16 protein-coding genes are annotated in these 15,821 nt (G+C 73.0%); 12 read left to right on the top strand and 4 right to left on the bottom strand.

All coding sequences use genetic code 11. From position 1 onward, the window contains the following. Nucleotides 1-125: 125 nt before the first annotated feature. The 3 genes from J2N69_RS03725 to J2N69_RS03715 all read left to right on the top strand — a co-directional run bounded on the left by J2N69_RS03725 (nt 126) and on the right by J2N69_RS03715 (nt 2,719). A complete protein-coding gene (locus J2N69_RS03725) occupies nt 126-1,427 on the top strand; it encodes an alpha/beta fold hydrolase (protein ID WP_230899441.1) in 1,302 nt (433 codons plus the stop codon). Nucleotides 1,428-1,503: 76 nt separating this feature from the next. Next, nucleotides 1,504-1,908 carry a hypothetical protein gene (locus J2N69_RS03720; RefSeq protein WP_230899440.1) on the top strand — a complete coding sequence of 135 codons (405 nt, stop codon included), beginning with the start codon at nt 1,504-1,506 and terminating at the stop codon, nt 1,906-1,908. 43 nt (nt 1,909-1,951) lie between these two features. Beyond that, nucleotides 1,952-2,719 carry a PIG-L deacetylase family protein gene (locus tag J2N69_RS03715; protein ID WP_230899439.1) on the top strand — a complete coding sequence of 256 codons (768 nt, stop codon included), beginning with the start codon at nt 1,952-1,954 and terminating at the stop codon, nt 2,717-2,719. Here J2N69_RS03715 and J2N69_RS03710 read toward each other — a convergent pair. The 4 genes from J2N69_RS03710 to J2N69_RS03695 all read right to left on the bottom strand — a co-directional run bounded on the left by J2N69_RS03710 (nt 2,709) and on the right by J2N69_RS03695 (nt 6,453). After that, nucleotides 2,709-3,092: an STAS domain-containing protein gene (locus tag J2N69_RS03710; RefSeq protein WP_230899438.1), complete on the bottom strand. Its 384-nt coding sequence runs from the start codon at nt 3,090-3,092 to the stop codon at nt 2,709-2,711. The genes J2N69_RS03715 and J2N69_RS03710 overlap by 11 nt on opposite strands. Further along, nucleotides 3,089-4,402 (bottom strand): PP2C family protein-serine/threonine phosphatase, encoded by a 1,314-nt coding sequence (locus J2N69_RS03705; RefSeq protein WP_230899437.1) that lies wholly within the window; start codon nt 4,400-4,402, stop codon nt 3,089-3,091. The genes J2N69_RS03710 and J2N69_RS03705 overlap by 4 nt, the downstream gene beginning before the upstream one ends. Beyond that, nucleotides 4,402-5,205, bottom strand: a complete 804-nt coding sequence (locus J2N69_RS03700) for an alpha/beta fold hydrolase (RefSeq protein WP_230899436.1) — start codon at nt 5,203-5,205, stop codon at nt 4,402-4,404. The genes J2N69_RS03705 and J2N69_RS03700 overlap by 1 nt, the downstream gene beginning before the upstream one ends. Before the next feature lie 228 nt (nt 5,206-5,433). After that, nucleotides 5,434-6,453 carry an NAD(P)/FAD-dependent oxidoreductase gene (locus tag J2N69_RS03695; RefSeq protein ID WP_230899435.1) on the bottom strand — a complete coding sequence of 340 codons (1,020 nt, stop codon included), beginning with the start codon at nt 6,451-6,453 and terminating at the stop codon, nt 5,434-5,436. A gap of 91 nt (nt 6,454-6,544) precedes the next feature. Here J2N69_RS03695 and J2N69_RS03690 point away from each other — a divergent pair, with 91 nt between their 5' ends. From J2N69_RS03690 to J2N69_RS03650, 9 genes are all read left to right on the top strand, one after another. Beyond that, nucleotides 6,545-7,156 (top strand): helix-turn-helix domain-containing protein, encoded by a 612-nt coding sequence (locus tag J2N69_RS03690; protein WP_230899434.1) that lies wholly within the window; start codon nt 6,545-6,547, stop codon nt 7,154-7,156. 73 nt (nt 7,157-7,229) lie between these two features. Then, on the top strand, nt 7,230-8,198 hold the full coding sequence (locus J2N69_RS03685; protein ID WP_230899433.1) for an NADPH:quinone oxidoreductase family protein: 969 nt from the start codon (nt 7,230-7,232) through the stop codon (nt 8,196-8,198). Then, entirely contained in the window at nt 8,195-9,382 is a 1,188-nt protein-coding gene (locus tag J2N69_RS03680; protein ID WP_230899432.1) for an acyl-CoA dehydrogenase family protein, read from the top strand. The genes J2N69_RS03685 and J2N69_RS03680 overlap by 4 nt, the downstream gene beginning before the upstream one ends. Then, complete coding sequence (locus J2N69_RS03675; RefSeq protein WP_230899431.1) at nt 9,379-10,470, top strand: acyl-CoA dehydrogenase family protein; 1,092 nt, start codon at nt 9,379-9,381, stop codon at nt 10,468-10,470. The genes J2N69_RS03680 and J2N69_RS03675 overlap by 4 nt, the downstream gene beginning before the upstream one ends. A 136-nt stretch (nt 10,471-10,606) precedes the next feature. After that, nucleotides 10,607-12,199 carry an ABC transporter substrate-binding protein gene (locus J2N69_RS03670; RefSeq protein ID WP_230899430.1) on the top strand — a complete coding sequence of 531 codons (1,593 nt, stop codon included), beginning with the start codon at nt 10,607-10,609 and terminating at the stop codon, nt 12,197-12,199. A gap of 59 nt (nt 12,200-12,258) precedes the next feature. After that, nucleotides 12,259-13,224 carry an ABC transporter permease gene (locus J2N69_RS03665; RefSeq protein ID WP_205036171.1) on the top strand — a complete coding sequence of 322 codons (966 nt, stop codon included), beginning with the start codon at nt 12,259-12,261 and terminating at the stop codon, nt 13,222-13,224. Beyond that, on the top strand, nt 13,217-14,083 hold the full coding sequence (locus tag J2N69_RS03660; RefSeq protein WP_230899429.1) for an ABC transporter permease: 867 nt from the start codon (nt 13,217-13,219) through the stop codon (nt 14,081-14,083). The genes J2N69_RS03665 and J2N69_RS03660 overlap by 8 nt, the downstream gene beginning before the upstream one ends. A gap of 44 nt (nt 14,084-14,127) precedes the next feature. After that, nucleotides 14,128-15,039, top strand: a complete 912-nt coding sequence (locus J2N69_RS03655) for an ABC transporter ATP-binding protein (RefSeq protein WP_230904562.1) — start codon at nt 14,128-14,130, stop codon at nt 15,037-15,039. Continuing rightward, a complete protein-coding gene (locus J2N69_RS03650) occupies nt 15,032-15,688 on the top strand; it encodes an ABC transporter ATP-binding protein (protein ID WP_230899428.1) in 657 nt (218 codons plus the stop codon). The genes J2N69_RS03655 and J2N69_RS03650 overlap by 8 nt, the downstream gene beginning before the upstream one ends. Nucleotides 15,689-15,821 lie beyond the last annotated feature (133 nt).

Raw genomic sequence — 15,821 nt, 5'->3', positions numbered from 1 at the left:
AGGGGCGGCGTACGGCAGTGGTCGCCCGCACGGGGGCCGGGCGGGACGCCCTTCGCCCCGCCCCTTGGCGACGACACACGGCAGGATGGGGCGGACCCGCTCACGACCAGCGCCCAGGAGCAGCCTTGACCGTCACGTACCGCCAGCCCGGAGTCGTCCTCACCGACCGCCGCTTCAGCGTGCCGCTCGACCACGACGATCCGGCGGGGGAGCGGATGGAACTTTACGCCCGCGAGGTCGTCCCGGCCGCGCGCGGCGGCGCCGACCTGCCCTGGCTGGTGTACCTCCAGGGCGGCCCCGGCTTCGGCGCCACCCGCTTCCACGGCCGGGAGTCCTGGCTCGACCGCGCCCTGCGGGACTTCCGCGTCCTCCTCCTCGACCAGCGCGGCACCGGCAGCTCCACCCCCGCCAACCGGCAGACGCTCCCGCTGCGCGGCGGTCCCCGCGAACAGGCCGACTACCTCGCCCACTTCCGGGCCGACTCCATCGTCCGCGACTGCGAGGCGATCCGCCCCGAGGTGACGGGCGGCGCGCCCTGGACCGTCCTCGGCCAGAGCTTCGGCGGGTTCTGCGCCACGCACTACCTGTCGGCGGCGCCCGAGGGGCTGGCCGCGGCGCTCATCACCGGCGGCCTGCCCGCCCTGGACGGCCACGCCGACGACGTGTACCGCGCGACGTACCCGCGCATGGCGCGCAAGAGCATCGCGCACTACGCCCGCTACCCGCAGGACATCGAGCGCGCCCGCCGCGTCGCGGCCCACCTCGCCGAGCACGAGCCGGTCCTGAACGGCGACTACCGGCTCACCGTCCCCGCCTTCCAGTCCCTCGGCATCCTCCTCGGCACGGGCGACGGCAGCCACCGGCTGCACTACCTCCTGGAGGACGCCTTCGTGCGCACGGCGTCGGGGACCGCGCTCTCCGACGCGTTCCAGGAGAACGTCCAGGCCGTCCTGTCGTACGCCGGAAATCCGCTCTACGCCCTGCTGCACGAGGCGATCTACGGCCAGGGCGAGCGGCCCACCGCCTGGTCGGCCGAGCGGGTGCGCGCCGAGTTCCCGCAGTTCGACGCGGACAAGGCGCTGGCGGGCGACGAACCGCTGCTGTTCACCGGGGAGGCCGTGCAGCGCTGGATGTTCGACTGCGACCCGGCGCTGCGCCCGCTGCGCGAGACCGCGGACCTGCTGGCGGAGCGCACCGACTGGCCGCGCCTGTACGACCAGGACCGGCTGGCGGCGAACGACGTGCCGGCCGCCGCCTCGGTCTACCACGACGACATGTACGTCGACGCCGGGCACGCGCTGCGGACCGCCCGCGCCATCCGGGGGCTGCGCACCTGGGTCACGGACGAGTTCGAGCACGACGGGCTGCGGGTGAGCGGACCGCGGGTCCTCGACCGGCTGCTCGCGCTGGCCCGCGGCGAGGTGTGAGGCGCGGCTCCCTTCGTCTGCGACGGGCACGGCCGCACCCTTGACCCGCGCGCGGGCGGCGGACAACTCTGGGCGCATGAAGATCACAGAGAGCCGCACCATCCTCTTCCGCAACACCATGAGCATCACCGACGGCCACCTCGACGGCTTCCGGAAGGCCATCGCCCAGGCGGTGGCCTTCACCGAGGAGCACGGCCCCCAGCTCATGGTGGAGGTCTTCATCGACGAGGAGCGGATGCTGGCGTACAGCTTCCAGCTCTACCGCGACTCCGACGCGATCCGCGCCCACTGGCGGCTGTCGGACCCGTACATCCGTGAAGTGATGGAGCACTGCACCGTGCGGCACTTCGAGATCTACGGCGAACCGGACGACGACATCATGGCGGCCCTGAAGACCCCGGACGGCGAGTCCTTCCCCGTCACCCACACGCCCCGCCTCGCCGGCTTCACCCGCCTCGCGCACCCGCACCCCACGGCGTGACCCATCGAGTCGTGCCGCCCGACGCGGGCCTTAGGCTGCGGCCATGACCGAGTCGCAGACCGCAGCCGAGGCCGCAGCGCCCGACCAGCTCGCCCCCATGCCCGAGGACTGGCACCGCGCGCTCGCCGTCGTGGCGCACCCCGACGACCTGGAGTACGGCTGCGCTGCGGCGATCGCCGCCTGGACGGACGCGGGCCGCGACGTCGCCTATCTGCTCGCCACGCGCGGGGAAGCGGGCATCGACACACTGGACCCCGCCACCTGCGGGCCGCTGCGCGAGCGGGAGCAGCGGGCCAGCGCTGCGGTCGTCGGCGTCGGGACCGTGGAGTTCCTCGACCACCGGGACGGCGTCGTCGAGTACGGCACGGCGCTGCGCCGCGACATCGCCGCCGCGATCCGCAGGCACCGGCCCGAACTCGTCATCACGCTCAACCACCGCGACACCTGGGGCGGTGTCGCCTGGAACACCCCCGACCACGTGGCGGTGGGCCGGGCCACGCTCGACGCCGCGTCGGACGCGGGCAACCGCTGGATCTTCCCCGAGCTGATCGAGGAGCAGGGCCTGGAGCCGTGGAACGGCGTGCGGTGGGTCGCCGTCGCCGGTTCGTCGACCCCCACGCACGCGGCGGACGCCTCCGCCGGACTCGACCGATCGGTGGCCTCGCTCCTCGAACACCGCACCTACATCGAGGCGTTGACGGACGAGGACCCCGAGACGTACTGCCGTACGTTCCTGACGGCCAACGCTCAGGCACTGGCCCCGCGCTTCGGCGGGAAGCCCGCGGTGGGGTTCGAGGTCTTCAGCCGGTGAGCCCCCGCTCGTGACCTGACGGGGCGTCAGGTCCCGGTTGCCGCGTGGCGGCGTCGCTGTCGGGGTGGAGGGTGAAGACCCGGTCGAGGCCCACGATGCGCAGGATGCGCAGGGTGTTGGCGGGCACGGCCGCGAGTGCGATGTCCGCGCGGGCGGCGTGGGCGTGGTGACGGGCGGCGATCAGGGCGGTGATGCCGCTGGAGTCGCAGAAGTCCATGCCGGACAGGTCAAGGACGAGTCGCTGACCGGGCCGGAGAGGCAGGGCGGTGACCCGTTCCCGCAGCTCGGGGGCGTGGTGGTAGTCGAGTGCGCCGCTGATCTCCAGCACCGGGCCGGTCGCGGCATCGTGGATCGTGATGGTCAGCGCGCTCATGATCGGTTCTTCGCTGCCGGGGCCGGGGCGGGGACGCCCATGGCGAGGAGGGCGGTGTCGTCGTCGAGGCCGTCGCCGAAGTCGTCGAGCAGGCCGGTCAGTGCGTCGATGAGGTCCTGCGGGGATTTCCCGGCGTGCTCGGTGGCGAAGGCGAGCAGGGCTTCCTCACCGAACACGGTGCCGCGGCCTTCGCCGGTACGCGCTTCGGTGAGGCCGTCGGTGTAGAGGAGCAGGGTGTCGCCGGGGGCGAGGACGGTGGTTGCGGTGGCGAATTCGGCCTCGGGCAGGATGCCGACGAGGAGACCGCCCGGGGTGGGCAGGAAAGCGGCCGTGCCGTCGGCGCGCAGCGTGAGGGCGGAGGGGTGACCTCCGGAGGCGAGGTGCACGGTGACGTGCCCGGTGACGGGGTCGGGATCGAGGCTGCCGAAGATGGTGGTGCAGTAGCGCGGGTCGCCGCTGCCGGTGTACCGGTCGTGGAGCACCGTGTTGAGCGTCGTCAGGGCGGACACCGGGTCGGGATCGTGCAGGGCGGCGGCGCGCAGGGTGTAGCGGGTGAGCGAGGTGACCGCCGCCGCCTGGGGGCCCTTTCCGCAGACGTCGCCGAGGAAGAACCCGAAGCGCTTGCCGTCGAGGGCGAAGACGTCGTAGAAGTCGCCGCCGAGCCGGTCGGGAGAGGCGGTGTGGTACCGAACGGCCGTTTCCACGCCGGGGACCGGCGGCAGGGCGGCGGGCAGCAGTGACTGCTGGAGCACGGCGAGGGCTTCCTGCAGCCGGGCGCGGTCGGCCTCCGCCTGCCGGCGCGCCTCTTCGGCCGCCCTCCGCCGGCGGAGGAGTTCCTCCTCGTAGGCGCGGCGGTCCCGGGCGTCGGAGAAGGTGGTGCGGATCAGCAGCGGCTCACCGGTCGTGCCGTGCTTGACCACGGACGAGACCAGTACGGGCATCCGGCCGCCGTCGGCCTGCTTGATCTCCAGGGCCACTCCGCTGATCTCGCCCTGCATGCGCAGCAGCGGGGCGAAGTGCGTCTCGTGGTACAGCCTGCCGCCCACGGTCAGCAGGTCGGTGAAGCGCTTCCGGCCCACCACCGCCTCGCGCTCCAGGCCGAGCCAGTCCAGCAGCCTGGCGTTGATCCTCGCGATGGTGCCGTCCATCAGCGTGGACAGATAGCCGCACGGCGCGCTCTCGTACAGTTCTTCGGCGCTGTCTTCCAGCAGCGCCGCGAACGCCGCGTCCGGTGACCCGGCGCCGTCGTGGCCGGGCGGCTCGGGGTCGCCGCGGTCGGGCGGTTCGGAGTGCTGCCCTGCGCGGCCCATCACCGTACGACCGCCAGGAAGTTCGTGATCGCCTCGTTGGTGGCCTCGGGTGAGGACAGGTGCGGGCAGTGCCCGGTCGCGTCGAGAGTGATCAGGGTCGAGCCGGGGATCGACGCGTGGACGTAGGCGCCGACCTCGCGCGGGGCGATGGCGTCCTGCCTGCACTCCAGCACCAGCGTCGGTATCCGCACCTTCTTCAGGTCGTCCCGTGCGTCCGACAGGAACGTGGTGCGGGCGAAGACGCGCGCCATGTCCGGGTCGGTGGCGCAGAAGCTGTTCGTCAGCTCCTCACCGAGTTCGGGGCGGTCGGCGTTCCCCATGATCACCGGGGCCATCGCCGCCGACCAGCCCAGATGGTTCAGGTCCAGGGACGCCAGCAGCTCGTCGATGTCCTCGGCGCTGAAACCGCCGCGGTACCCCTCGTCGTCGATGTAGCGCGGAGAAGGGGCGACCATCACCAGGGCGCCGATCCGCTCCGGGGCCATGTCGGCGGCCAGCACGCCGATCATGGCGCTGACCGAGTGCCCCACGAATACCGCGTCGCGCAGGTCGAGGCCCTCGCAGATCTCCACCACGTCCCGCGCGTAGCCCTCCAGCGAGGAGTAACGATCCTCCGAGAACGCGGACAGGTCCGAGCGGCCCGAGCCCACGTAGTCGAACATCACCACCCGGTACTCGTCGACCAGGGCGGGCACCGTGAGCCGCCACATGTTCTGATCGCAGCCGAACCCATGAGCAAGCACCACCGTCCGTCCGCGCGGGTTGCCGGTGACAGTGATGTTGTTCCTGTGTTCGATGTCCATCAGCGAAGTGTCGCAGGCGCGCAGCCGGCGCCGCGCAGCCGGAACAGCGCTTCGTGGGCTCATGGCGTGAGAAGCCGCACAGGGGCGCCGCGGCTGACCGGCCCGCTCGGCTTCGGCCCTGTCTCCGTGGGGGCCTCGGGCAGGAGCCGCGGCACCGGTCTGCGGCCTGCCCGGTCGGCGCCCGCCGGGCTCACGGCGGCCGTGGCGCCCGCCCCTCGGTGGCGTGAGCTATCCGACAAGCCCATGCTCGCGGCCGCCCGCCACCACCTGGGCCACCGCCGCCTCCGCCTCCGGTGTGAAGACTCCGGCCCGGCGGCGGGCCGCCCGCGCGTCGATGTCCGCCATGACCAGCTCGGCGTTGATCGTGACGCCGGCCCGGTAGCCCGCGCTCGCCGCGTTGATCACCTGCTCCGCGGGGCCGGTCGCGTTGCCGACCGCCCACACGCCGGGGACCGTGGTGCGGCCCGTCTCGTCCACCGCCGGGTACGGCCCGAACGGGGTGTCCCTGGTCCCGGCGCCGAGCGCGGCGAGCAGGCCGTCGCGCGGCACCGGCCGCGCGGCGACGAACAGGACCGACCGGGGGAACACCCGCCCGTCGGTGAGCCGCACGCCGGTGAGCCGGTCGTCGGTCACCTCCAGGCCGGCGACCTCGCCCTCCACCACCGAGACACCGGCGGCCGCGAGGCGCTCCCACTCCGCGTCGGGCACCTCCCGCACGGTGTGCAGGAAGAGCGTCACGTCCTTGGACCACTGGGTGATGAGCAGCGCCTGGTGGCTGGTGAACGGCTCCGGGGCGAGCACCCCGAAGGGCTGGTCCCGCACCTCCCAGCCGTGGCAGTACGGGCAGTGCAGCACGTCGCGGCCCCAGCGTTCGGCGACCCCCGGCACCGCGGGCGCCTCGTCCACCAGGCCCGTGGCCACGACGACCCGGCGCGCGTGCACCGCCCGGCCGTCGGAGAGCCGCACCCCGAACTCGCCGCGCCCGTCCGGCAGCACCTCCGTCACGGTGCCCCGCACCACCCGCACGCCGTACCGTGCCAGCTCCCGTCGCCCCTCGGCGAGGAACTCCGCGGGCGGCATGCCGTCCCGCGACAGGTATCCCTGCATGTGCGCGGCGGGCGCGTTGCGCGGTTCCCCGGCGTCGACGACCAGAACCCGCCGCCGCGACCTGCCGAGCACGAGCGCCGCGCTCAGGCCCGCCGTGCCGCCCCCGACGACCACGACGTCGTATCCGTTGTTGTGGGTCATGGTGACCACCTCCACGAGCACTCTCCCGCCGACGCTGCATTTTCGACAAATGGCTTTGCTGGTACCGCAAAGAGGCGCCATGATGGGGGGCATGAGCGACGAGACCGAAGTTCCGCACGAGATGGACCAGGTCCTCACCGAGGTCGGGCCCCGGCTGCGCCGCATCCGCCGGGAGCGCGGCGCCACCCTCGCCGGGCTCTCCGCCGCCACCGGCATCTCGGTCAGCACCCTGTCCCGCCTGGAGTCCGGCAACCGCAAGCCGAGCCTCGAACTCCTGCTGCCCATCGCCCGCGCCCACCAGGTCCCACTGGACGAGCTGGTGGGAGCCCCGCCGGTGGGCGACCCGCGCGTGCGGGCCAAGCCGATCGTCCGGCACGGGCGCACGATGCTGCCCCTCACCCGCCAGCCCGGCGGCCTCCAGGCGTACAAGGTGATCGAGCCCGCTCGCACCGCCCCCGCCCCGGACCCGCAGACCCACGAGGGGTACGAGTGGCTGTACGTCCTCTCCGGCAAGCTGCGGCTGATCCTCGGCGACCACGACGTTGTGCTCGGCCCCGGCGAGGCCGCCGAGTTCGACACCCGCGTCCCGCACTGGTTCGGGGCGACGAGCGAGGGAGGGGCGGAATTCCTGAGCCTCTTCGGACCCCAGGGCGAGCGGATGCACGTACGGGCGCGGCCCGCCCGCAAGGACGGGGGCGACTGACGGTTCCCCTGCGGCAAGCGACCGCTTAGTATGCGGTCGAGCCCGGTCTACGACAGCCCCGTGGAGGCCCCGCATGCAGGCATGGCAAGTGCACGAGAACGGCGAGCCGGGCGAGGTGATGCGCCTCGTGGAGACCGACCGCCCGGAGCCCGGTGACGGGCAGGTGCTCCTGAAGGTCCGCGCCGCGAACATCAACTTCCCGGACGCGCTGCTCTGCCGCGGCCACTACCAGGTCAGGCCCCCGCTGCCCTTCACGCCGGGCGTCGAGATCTGCGGCGAGACCGAGGACGGGCGGCGCGTGCTCGCCACCCCCGCACTGCCGCACGGCGGATTCGCCGAGTACGTGGTCGCGGACGAGGCCGCCCTGCTGCCCGCGCCCGACGCGCTGGACGACGCGGAGGCCGCCGCCCTGCACATCGGCTACCAGACGGGCTGGTTCGGCCTGCACCGCAGGGCGCACCTCCAGGAGGGCGAGACCCTCCTCGTGCACGCGGCGGCGGGCGGCGTCGGCAGCGCCGCCGTGCAGCTCGGCAAGGCCGCTGGCGCCCGGGTCATCGGCGTCGTCGGCGGCGCGGACAAGGCGGAGGTCGCCCGCGAGCTGGGCTGCGACCTCGTCATCGACCGGCGTACGGACGACATCGTCGCCGCCGTCAAGGAGGCCACCGGCGGCCGTGGCGCCGACGTCGTCTACGACCCCGTGGGCGGCGACGCGTACGCCAAGTCCGCGAAGTGCGTGGCCTTCGAGGGGCGCATCGTCGTCGTCGGCTTCGCGAGCGGCTCCATCCCCTCGCCCGCGCTCAACCACGCCCTGGTGAAGAACTACACGATCATGGGCCTGCACTGGGGCCTGTACAACACCAAGGACCCGCGCGCGATCCGGCGCTGCCACGAGGAGCTGACCGAGCTGGCCGCGAAGGGCGCCATCAAGCCGCTGGTGAGCGAGCGCGTGCCGATGGCCGGTGCCGCCGCGGCCGTGCAGCGGGTCGCCGACGGTGTCACCACCGGACGCGTCGCCGTCCTGCCGCAGGGAGGTGCCGCATGACCGACGCCGCCGAACTGCGCGCCCGTACCCGGGAGTTCCTCGCCGCGCACCCGCCCGCGAGCACCGGCCGCGCCGACTTCCTCAAGGCCCGCTTCGACGCGGGCCTGGCCTGGGTGCACTACCCCGAGGGCCTGGGCGGCCTCGGCGCGCCGCGCTCCCTGCAAGCCGTCGTCGACGCCGAGCTGGAGGCGGCGGGCGCGCCCGACAACGACCCGCGGCGGATCGGCATCGGCCTCGGCATGGCCGCGCCCACCGTCCTCGGCTTCGGCACCGAGGAGCAGAAGCGCCGCTTCCTGCGGCCGCTGTGGACCGGCGAGGAGGTGTGGTGCCAGCTCTTCAGCGAGCCGGGCGCCGGCTCCGACCTCGCCGCGCTCGGCACCCGCGCCGTCCGTGACGAGGCGAGCGGCGACTGGATCGTCAACGGCCAGAAGGTGTGGACCTCCAGCGCCCACACCGCCCGCTGGGCCATCCTCATCGCCCGCACCGACCCCGAGCAGCCCAAGCACCGCGGCATCACGTACTTCGTGTGCGACATGACCGACCCGGGCGTCGAGGTGCGGCCGCTGCGCCAGATCACCGGCGAGGCCGAGTTCAACGAGGTCTTCCTGACCGACGTACGCATCCCCGACGCGCACCGCCTCGGCGCCGTCGGCGAGGGCTGGAAGGTCGCCCAGACCACGCTCATGAACGAGCGCGTCTCCATCGGCGGCATGCGCATCCCCCGCGAGGGCGGCATGATCGGGCCCGTCGCCAAGGCCTGGCGCGAGCGACCCGAGCTGCGCACCCACGACCTCCACCAGCGCCTGATGAAACTCTGGGTCGACGCCGAGGTCGCCCGGCTCACCGGCGAGCGGCTGCGCCAGCAGCTCGTCGCGGGCCAGCCCGGCCCCGAGGGCTCCGGCATGAAGCTCGGCTTCGCCCGCCTCAACCAGGAGATCAGCGGCCTGGAGGTCGAACTCCTCGGCGAGGAAGGGCTGTTGTACGACGACTGGACGATGCGCCGGCCCGAGATCGTCGACTTCACGGGCCGTGACGCGGGCTACCGCTACCTCCGCTCCAAGGGCAACAGCATCGAGGGCGGGACCAGCGAGGTCCTGCTGAACATCGTCGCCGAGCGCGTCCTCGGGCTGCCCTCCGAGCCGCGCACCGACAAGGACGTCGCCTGGAAGGACCTCGCGCGATGACTGACCTGCTCTACTCCGAAGAGGAAGAGGCACTGCGCTCGGCGGTGCGCGATCTGCTCACCGACCGCTGTGACGCCGCGTCCGTGCTCGCCCGCGCCGAGTCCGACGCCCCGCACGACGCGGAGCTGTGGAAGGCGCTCGCCGAGGACATGGGCCTCGCCGGCCTGCTCGTGCCCGAGGAGCTGGGCGGCCAGGGCGCCACCCACCGCGAGGCCGCCGTCGTCCTGGAGGAGCTGGGCCGCGCCGTGGCGCCCGTGCCTTACCTCACCAGCGCCGTCGTCGCCACGGAAGCCCTGCTCGCCTGCGACGGGAGCGAGGCCGCCGCACTGCTCGGCGCGCTCGCCTCCGGACGCACGGTCGGCGCGCTCGCGGTGAGCCTCGCCGCCGCTCCCGGCGCCCCCTTCAAGGACGTACGCCACGAAGGCGGCGCCCTGCACGGGGAGTTGACCGGCATCGCGGACGCGGCGGGCGCCGATGTGCTGCTCGTCCCGGCGGGCGGCGGGCTGTACGCCGTCGACACCGGCCAGGACGGCGTCACCGTCACCCCGCAGACCTCGCTCGACCTCACCCGCCCGCTCGCCACCGTCACCTTCGACGGGGCACGTGGGCGTGCCCTCACGCAGGACGCGCGGCACGCCGTCGCACAGGGGCTGCGGGCAGGGGCCGGACTGCTCGCCTCCGAACAGCTGGGCACCGCCGAATGGTGCCTGACCGAGACGGTGCGGTACGTGAAGGAGCGGTACCAGTTCAACCGGCCCGTCGGCTCCTTCCAGGCCCTCAAGCACCGCCTCGCCCAGCTGTGGCTGGAGGTCGTCAACACCCGCGCCGCCGCCCGCCACGCCGCGGACGCCCTGGCCAGGGGGAGCGACGAGCCTTCCCTCGCCGCGGCGGTGGCGCAGGCGTATGCCGCCCCCGTGGCGGTGCGCGCCGCGGAGGAGGCGGTGCAGCTGCACGGTGGCATCGGCATGACCTGGGAGCACCCCGTGCACCTCTACCTCAAGCGCGCCAAGGCCGACTCGATCGCCTACGGCACGGCGGGACACCACCGCACCTCCGTGGCGGAACTGGTCGCGCTGCCGGCGCCCTGACCTGCGTACATACCCCGACCGAACAAGATGTGGCCCACACGTACCCCGTGTGGGCCAGGCGGCGGCGCCCTGTCCGGGTAAGGCATAATTGCGAGCCGTTCGCAACAACGCTTGATCTTCAGTAGGGGTGTGGAGCATGAGGGCCCGATCGATACGGGGCACGGGCGGCCTGGCCGCGGCCATCGCGATAGCGGTCGCGGCCTCCGCCTGCTCGGCGCCGGGCGACGGCGGCAGCGGCGGCGCCAAGGACTCGGCGGTCGTCGGCATCGCCTACGAGCCCGAGACCCTCAGCCCCCTCCTGGGCTACGGCAAGGACGGCAACTCCAAGATCTTCGACGGCCTGCTCACGCACGACGCCGACATGAAGCTCAGGCCCGCCCTCGCCGCCGCGCTGCCCAAGGTCACCGACGACGGCAAGACCTACACGTACAAGCTGCGCAAGGGCGTCAAGTTCAGCGACGGGAAGCCCTTCTCCGCCAAGGACGTCGTCTTCACGTACGAGACGATCCTCGACAAGAAGACCAACAACGCCTCCAAGACCGAGCTGGACGCCGTCAAGAGCGTCGAGGCGAAGGGGGACGACACGGTCGTCTTCCACCTCAAGTACCCCTACGCGCCCTTCGTCGAGCGCACCGTCCTGCCCATCGCGCCCGAGCACATCGCGGGCAAGCAGGACGTGAACAACGGCGCCTTCACCACCAAGCCCGTGGGCACCGGCCCCTACGAGCTGGTCAAGTGGTCCAAGGGCGAGAAGCTGACCTTCAAGGCCAACCCCGACTACTGGGGCGGCGCGCCGAAGATCAAGAACTTCACCATGGCGATCATCAAGGACGACGACGTGCGGGCCACCCGGCTCGACGCCGGCGAACTCGACGGCGCGATCCTGCCGCCGAACCTCGCGAAGAAGTACCGGGGCGACAGCGGCAAGAAGACGTACGCCGCCAAGACCTTCGACTACCGCGTGGTGACGCTGCCCACCGGCAACAAGGTCGCCGGCGACACCGCCGTCCGCCGCGCCCTGGACGTCGGCGTGAACCGCAAGGCCATGGTCGACTCGATCCTGGACGGCGCGGGCAAGGAGGCCTACGGCCCGGTCCCGACCGACAGCCCCTGGTTCACCAAGGGCACCGAGCGCGAGTTCGACGCCGCCAAGGCCAAGAAGATCCTCGACGACGCCGGCTGGAAGCCGGGCAAGGACGGCATCCGCGAGAAGGACGGCGTCCAGGCGACGTTCCCGCTCTGGTACCTCTCCGGCGACAAGCTCCGCCAGGAGCACGCCCTCGCCTACGCCTCCGACGCCAAGAAGCTCGGCATCAAGGTCCAGGTGCACTCCGGCACCTGGGAGGTCATCGAGCCGCGCATGCCCAAGGACGCCGTCCTCGCGGGCGGCGGCTCCCCGGCCGACCCCGACTTCGACCAGTACACCCTCCTGAAGTCCTCCCTCGCCGGTGACGGCTTCAACAACATGGCGCACTACGACAACTCCAAGGTCGACAAGGCCCTGGAGGACGCCCGCAAGAGCGGCGACCACGCCGAGCGCAAGGCCGCCTACGACACCATCCAGCGCGAGCTGGTCAAGAACCCCGGCTACACCTTCCTCACCCACATCGACCACCTCTACGTCGTCGACAAGAGGTTCGGCGACCTGACCACGCAGGTCGAGCCGCACGACCACGGCCTCGCCTCCGGTCCCTGGTGGAACGTCGAGGACTGGCAGCCGAAGAAGTGACGACCGCGATACGCGAGACCCCGGGGAAGGCGGCACGCCGCCGCCTCCCCTGGGGTCCGATGGCGCGCCTCGCGGGACGGCGGCTGCTGTTCGCCGTGCCCGTCCTGCTCGTCGTCACCTTCGGCGTCTTCGCCATCGCCGCCGCCTCGCCCTTCGACCCCGTCAAGGCGTACGCGGGCACGGCCGGACTCACCGCCTCGCAGGAGAACCTCGACCAGCTGCGCGCCAACCTCGGCGTCGACCGGCCGCTCGCCACCCGCTGGTGGGAGTGGCTGACCTCGGCCCTCACCGGCGACCTCGGCGACTCCAGCACCCTGCGCCAGCCCGTCGCCGACGTCATCGGCGAACGCGTCGGCTGGTCGGTGCTGCTCGCCGCCACCGCCTTCCTCGTCGCCATCCTGCTCGGCACGGCCCTCGGCGTCCTCGCCGCGCGCCGCCCCGGCGGCTGGGTCGACCGGGCGGTGACCTCGCTCGCGTACACGCTCGAAGCGGCGCCGCCGTTCTGGCTCGGCCTGCTCGCCGTCTGGCTCTTCGCGCTGAAGCTCGGCGTGCTGCCCTCGGGCGGCCTCACCGACACCGCCAGCTCGACCGTCACGGCCGGACAGGTCGCGAGCCACCTGGTGCTGCCCGCCGGAGTACTCGCCGTCTCGCAGCTGCCCTGGTTCGTCCTCTACGTACGTCAGGGCGTCGGCGACGCGCTCGGCGACGACCCCGTGCGCGGCGCACGCGCGCGTGGCCTCGCCGAACGGACCGTCCTCCTCGGCCACGCGCTGCGCTCCGGGATGCTGCCCGTGCTCACGCTCATCGGCTCGCGCGTACCCGAACTGATCACCGGAGCGCTCCTGGTGGAGACCGTCTTCAGCTGGCCCGGCATCGCCGCGGCCACCGTCCAGGCGGCGACCTCCGTCGACTTCCCGCTGCTGGCCGCGCTGACCGCGCTCGCCACCGCCGCGGTGCTGCTCGGCAACCTCGTGGCCGACCTCCTGTACGGCCTCGCCGATCCGAGGGTGGGATTCGATGGCTGACATCGCCTGGCGCGCCCATGGAGGCGTACGACGCTCCACGCGCGCGTGGCGCGTGCGTTCCTCCGCGGTGATCGTCGCCGCGGTCGTCCTCGCCGTCCTCGTCGTCCCGCCCCTCGTCAACCTCGACGAGCAGGCCGTCGACCTGGCGGCGAAGCTTCGGCCGCCGTCTTGGGAGCACCCCTTCGGGACGGACGACGTGGGACGCGACCTGCTGCTGCGCTGCGTGTACGGACTGCGGGTCTCGCTGCTCGTCGGTGTCGTGGCGGCCGTCGTCGCCACCGTCATCGGTACGGCGGTCGGTGCCCTCGCCGCCGCCTCCGGGGGATGGGTGGACCGGATCGTGATGCGGCTCGTCGACGTCTTCTCGTCCGTGCCGCACCTGCTCCTCGGCATCTTCATCGTGGCGATGTTCCGGCCCGGGGTGTGGCCCGTCGTCGTCTCCGTGGCGCTCACCCACTGGCTCTCCACCGCCCGCATCGTGCGCGCCGAAGTGCTCTCCCTGCGCTCGCGGCCCTACGTCGACGCCGCCATCTCCGGCGGCGCCTCACGGCTGCGCGTCGCGATGCGCCACCTGCTGCCCGGCGTTCTGCCCCAGGCCGGCCTGGCCGCCGTCCTGATGGTGCCGCACGCCATCTGGCACGAGTCCGCGCTGTCCTTCCTCGGCCTCGGACTCCCCACCCACCAGGCCAGCCTCGGCACACTCGTGCAGAGCGCGCGCGGCTCGCTCCTCGCGGGCGACTGGTGGCCGACGCTCTTCCCCGGCCTGTTCATCATCGTGCCCACCCTGGCGATCGCGGGCCTCGCGGGCGCCTGGCGGGAACGGATCAATCCCCGGCGCCGATCGGAGCTGATGCTGTGACGGTCCCCGTCCTCTCCGTCAAGGGTCTGTCCGTACGGTTCCGCATGCGCGGCGGCAGCCATGTCTCCGCCGTCACCGACGCCACCTTCGACCTCGCCGCGGGGGAGTGCCTCGCCCTGGTCGGCGAGAGCGGCTGTGGCAAGTCCGTACTGGCCTCCGCGCTGCTCGGCCTGCTCCCCGAGAACGCGGAGACGGCCGGCTCGGCGCTGCTCGGCGACACCGATCTGCTCACCGCCGACGAGCGCACCCTCGCCCGCACCGTGCGCGGGCGGCGCGTCGGCCTCGTACCGCAGAGCCCCGCCGCGCACCTCACGCCGGTGCGGACCGTGCGGTCCCAGCTGGAGGAGACGTTGCGGGAGCTGACGGGGGTACGCAGAGCGGACGTGCGGGCCGCCGCCGAAGCCGCCGCCACGCGCGCCGCGTTCCCCGCCGGGCACCTCGACCGCTACCCCCACGAACTGTCCGGCGGTCTCGCCCAGCGCGCCGCCACCGCGCTCGCCCTCATCGGCGACGCCCCGCTGCTGCTCGCCGACGAACCGACGACCGGCCTCGACCGCGACCTCGTGGACCGCACCGTCGACGAACTGCGCCGGCACGTCGGGGACGACCGCGCGCTGCTCCTGATCACCCACGACCTGGCCGCCGCCGAACGCATCGCCGACCGCGTCGCCGTGATGTACGCCAGCCGCGTCGTCGAGATCGCCGACGCCCCCGACTTCTTCGGCGCGCGCGGCCCCCGCCATCCGTACGCTCGGGGGCTCCTCAACGCCCTGCCGGAACGGGAGTTCACCCCCGTGCCCGGCCTGCCGCCCGAGCTGTCCGCGCTGCCGGCGGGCTGCGCGTTCGCGGCGCGCTGCGACCGGGCCGACGAGGTGTGCGGTGCCGTGCCGGCGCTCAGCGGTGGGGCCGCGTGTCACCACCCCCATGTGGACGTGCTGGAGGCGCCCCGTGCTTGAACTGCGCGCGATCACCGCCGGGTACGACCGGCGCGCTCCCGTCGTCCGCTCGGCGGACCTCGCCATCGCCCCCGGCGAGTCGGTGGGGCTCCTTGGACCCAGTGGCTGCGGCAAGTCGACCCTGGCGCGGGTCGCGGCGCTGCTGCACCGGCCCGACGCCGGGCAGGTCGTCATCGACGGCACCGTCGCGGGCGGCTGGCGGCACCGGGCGCCGCGCGAGCAGCGCACCGCCTTCGGTGTCGTCTTCCAGCAGCCGAGGCTCTCCGCCGACCCTCGGCTGGCGCTGCGGGATCTTGTGGCCGAGCCGCTACGGGCGGTGGGCCGCGCCGCCGAAGTCTCCGCGGTCGTTCCGGAGCTGGCGGCGCGGGTCGGCCTCGGCAAGGACCTCATGGGGCGCCGGCCGCACGAGGTCAGTGACGGGCAGTTGCAGCGGGCCTGTCTGGCGCGTGCGTTGGTGTTGCGTCCGCGGTGGCTCATCTGTGACGAGATGACGGCGATGCTGGACGCGTCGACGACGGCGGCGTTGGTCCACGTCGTGGAGGAGTACCGGGCGGAGTCGGGGGCGGGGTTGTTGGCCGTGGGGCATGATCGGGTGCTGCTTGAGCGGTGGTGTGATCGTACGGTGGGGTGGGGGGAGGTGGCCGGGTAGGGGGGTGCGGTGGGGGTTGGTTGCGGGGTGCGGGTGGTGTGTGGCTGGTCGCGCAGTTCCTCGCGCCCCTGACGGGGCGGGGTTGCGCGGGTGGTGGGGAGTTCCCCGCGCCCCTGACGGGGCATGGACGTCT

The sequence above is a fragment of the Streptomyces huasconensis genome (assembly GCF_021028635.1).
In the GTDB taxonomy this organism is placed as follows: domain Bacteria; phylum Actinomycetota; class Actinomycetes; order Streptomycetales; family Streptomycetaceae; genus Streptomyces; species Streptomyces huasconensis.
The sequence above is the reverse complement of the archived record's forward strand: the minus strand, read 5'-3'. Positions and strand labels throughout refer to the sequence as shown.

Bases quoted from the DNA above. Each gene is read 5' to 3' on its own strand.
- J2N69_RS03660 (WP_230899429.1), top strand. From the start codon at position 13,217: ATGGCTGACATCGCCTGGCGCGCCCATGGAGGCGTACGACGCTCCACG.
- J2N69_RS03715 (WP_230899439.1), top strand. From the start codon at position 1,952: ATGACCGAGTCGCAGACCGCAGCCGAGGCCGCAGCGCCCGACCAGCTC.
- J2N69_RS03710 (WP_230899438.1), bottom strand. From the start codon at position 3,092: ATGAGCGCGCTGACCATCACGATCCACGATGCCGCGACCGGCCCGGTG.
- J2N69_RS03665 (WP_205036171.1), top strand. From the start codon at position 12,259: ATGGCGCGCCTCGCGGGACGGCGGCTGCTGTTCGCCGTGCCCGTCCTG.
- J2N69_RS03675 (WP_230899431.1), top strand. From the start codon at position 9,379: ATGACTGACCTGCTCTACTCCGAAGAGGAAGAGGCACTGCGCTCGGCG.
- J2N69_RS03655 (WP_230904562.1), top strand. From the start codon at position 14,128: ATGCGCGGCGGCAGCCATGTCTCCGCCGTCACCGACGCCACCTTCGAC.
- J2N69_RS03680 (WP_230899432.1), top strand. From the start codon at position 8,195: ATGACCGACGCCGCCGAACTGCGCGCCCGTACCCGGGAGTTCCTCGCC.
- J2N69_RS03670 (WP_230899430.1), top strand. From the start codon at position 10,607: ATGAGGGCCCGATCGATACGGGGCACGGGCGGCCTGGCCGCGGCCATC.
- J2N69_RS03720 (WP_230899440.1), top strand. From the start codon at position 1,504: ATGAAGATCACAGAGAGCCGCACCATCCTCTTCCGCAACACCATGAGC.
- J2N69_RS03705 (WP_230899437.1), bottom strand. From the start codon at position 4,402: ATGGGCCGCGCAGGGCAGCACTCCGAACCGCCCGACCGCGGCGACCCC.
- J2N69_RS03695 (WP_230899435.1), bottom strand. From the start codon at position 6,453: ATGACCCACAACAACGGATACGACGTCGTGGTCGTCGGGGGCGGCACG.
- J2N69_RS03685 (WP_230899433.1), top strand. From the start codon at position 7,230: ATGCAGGCATGGCAAGTGCACGAGAACGGCGAGCCGGGCGAGGTGATG.
- J2N69_RS03700 (WP_230899436.1), bottom strand. From the start codon at position 5,205: ATGGACATCGAACACAGGAACAACATCACTGTCACCGGCAACCCGCGC.
- J2N69_RS03690 (WP_230899434.1), top strand. From the start codon at position 6,545: ATGAGCGACGAGACCGAAGTTCCGCACGAGATGGACCAGGTCCTCACC.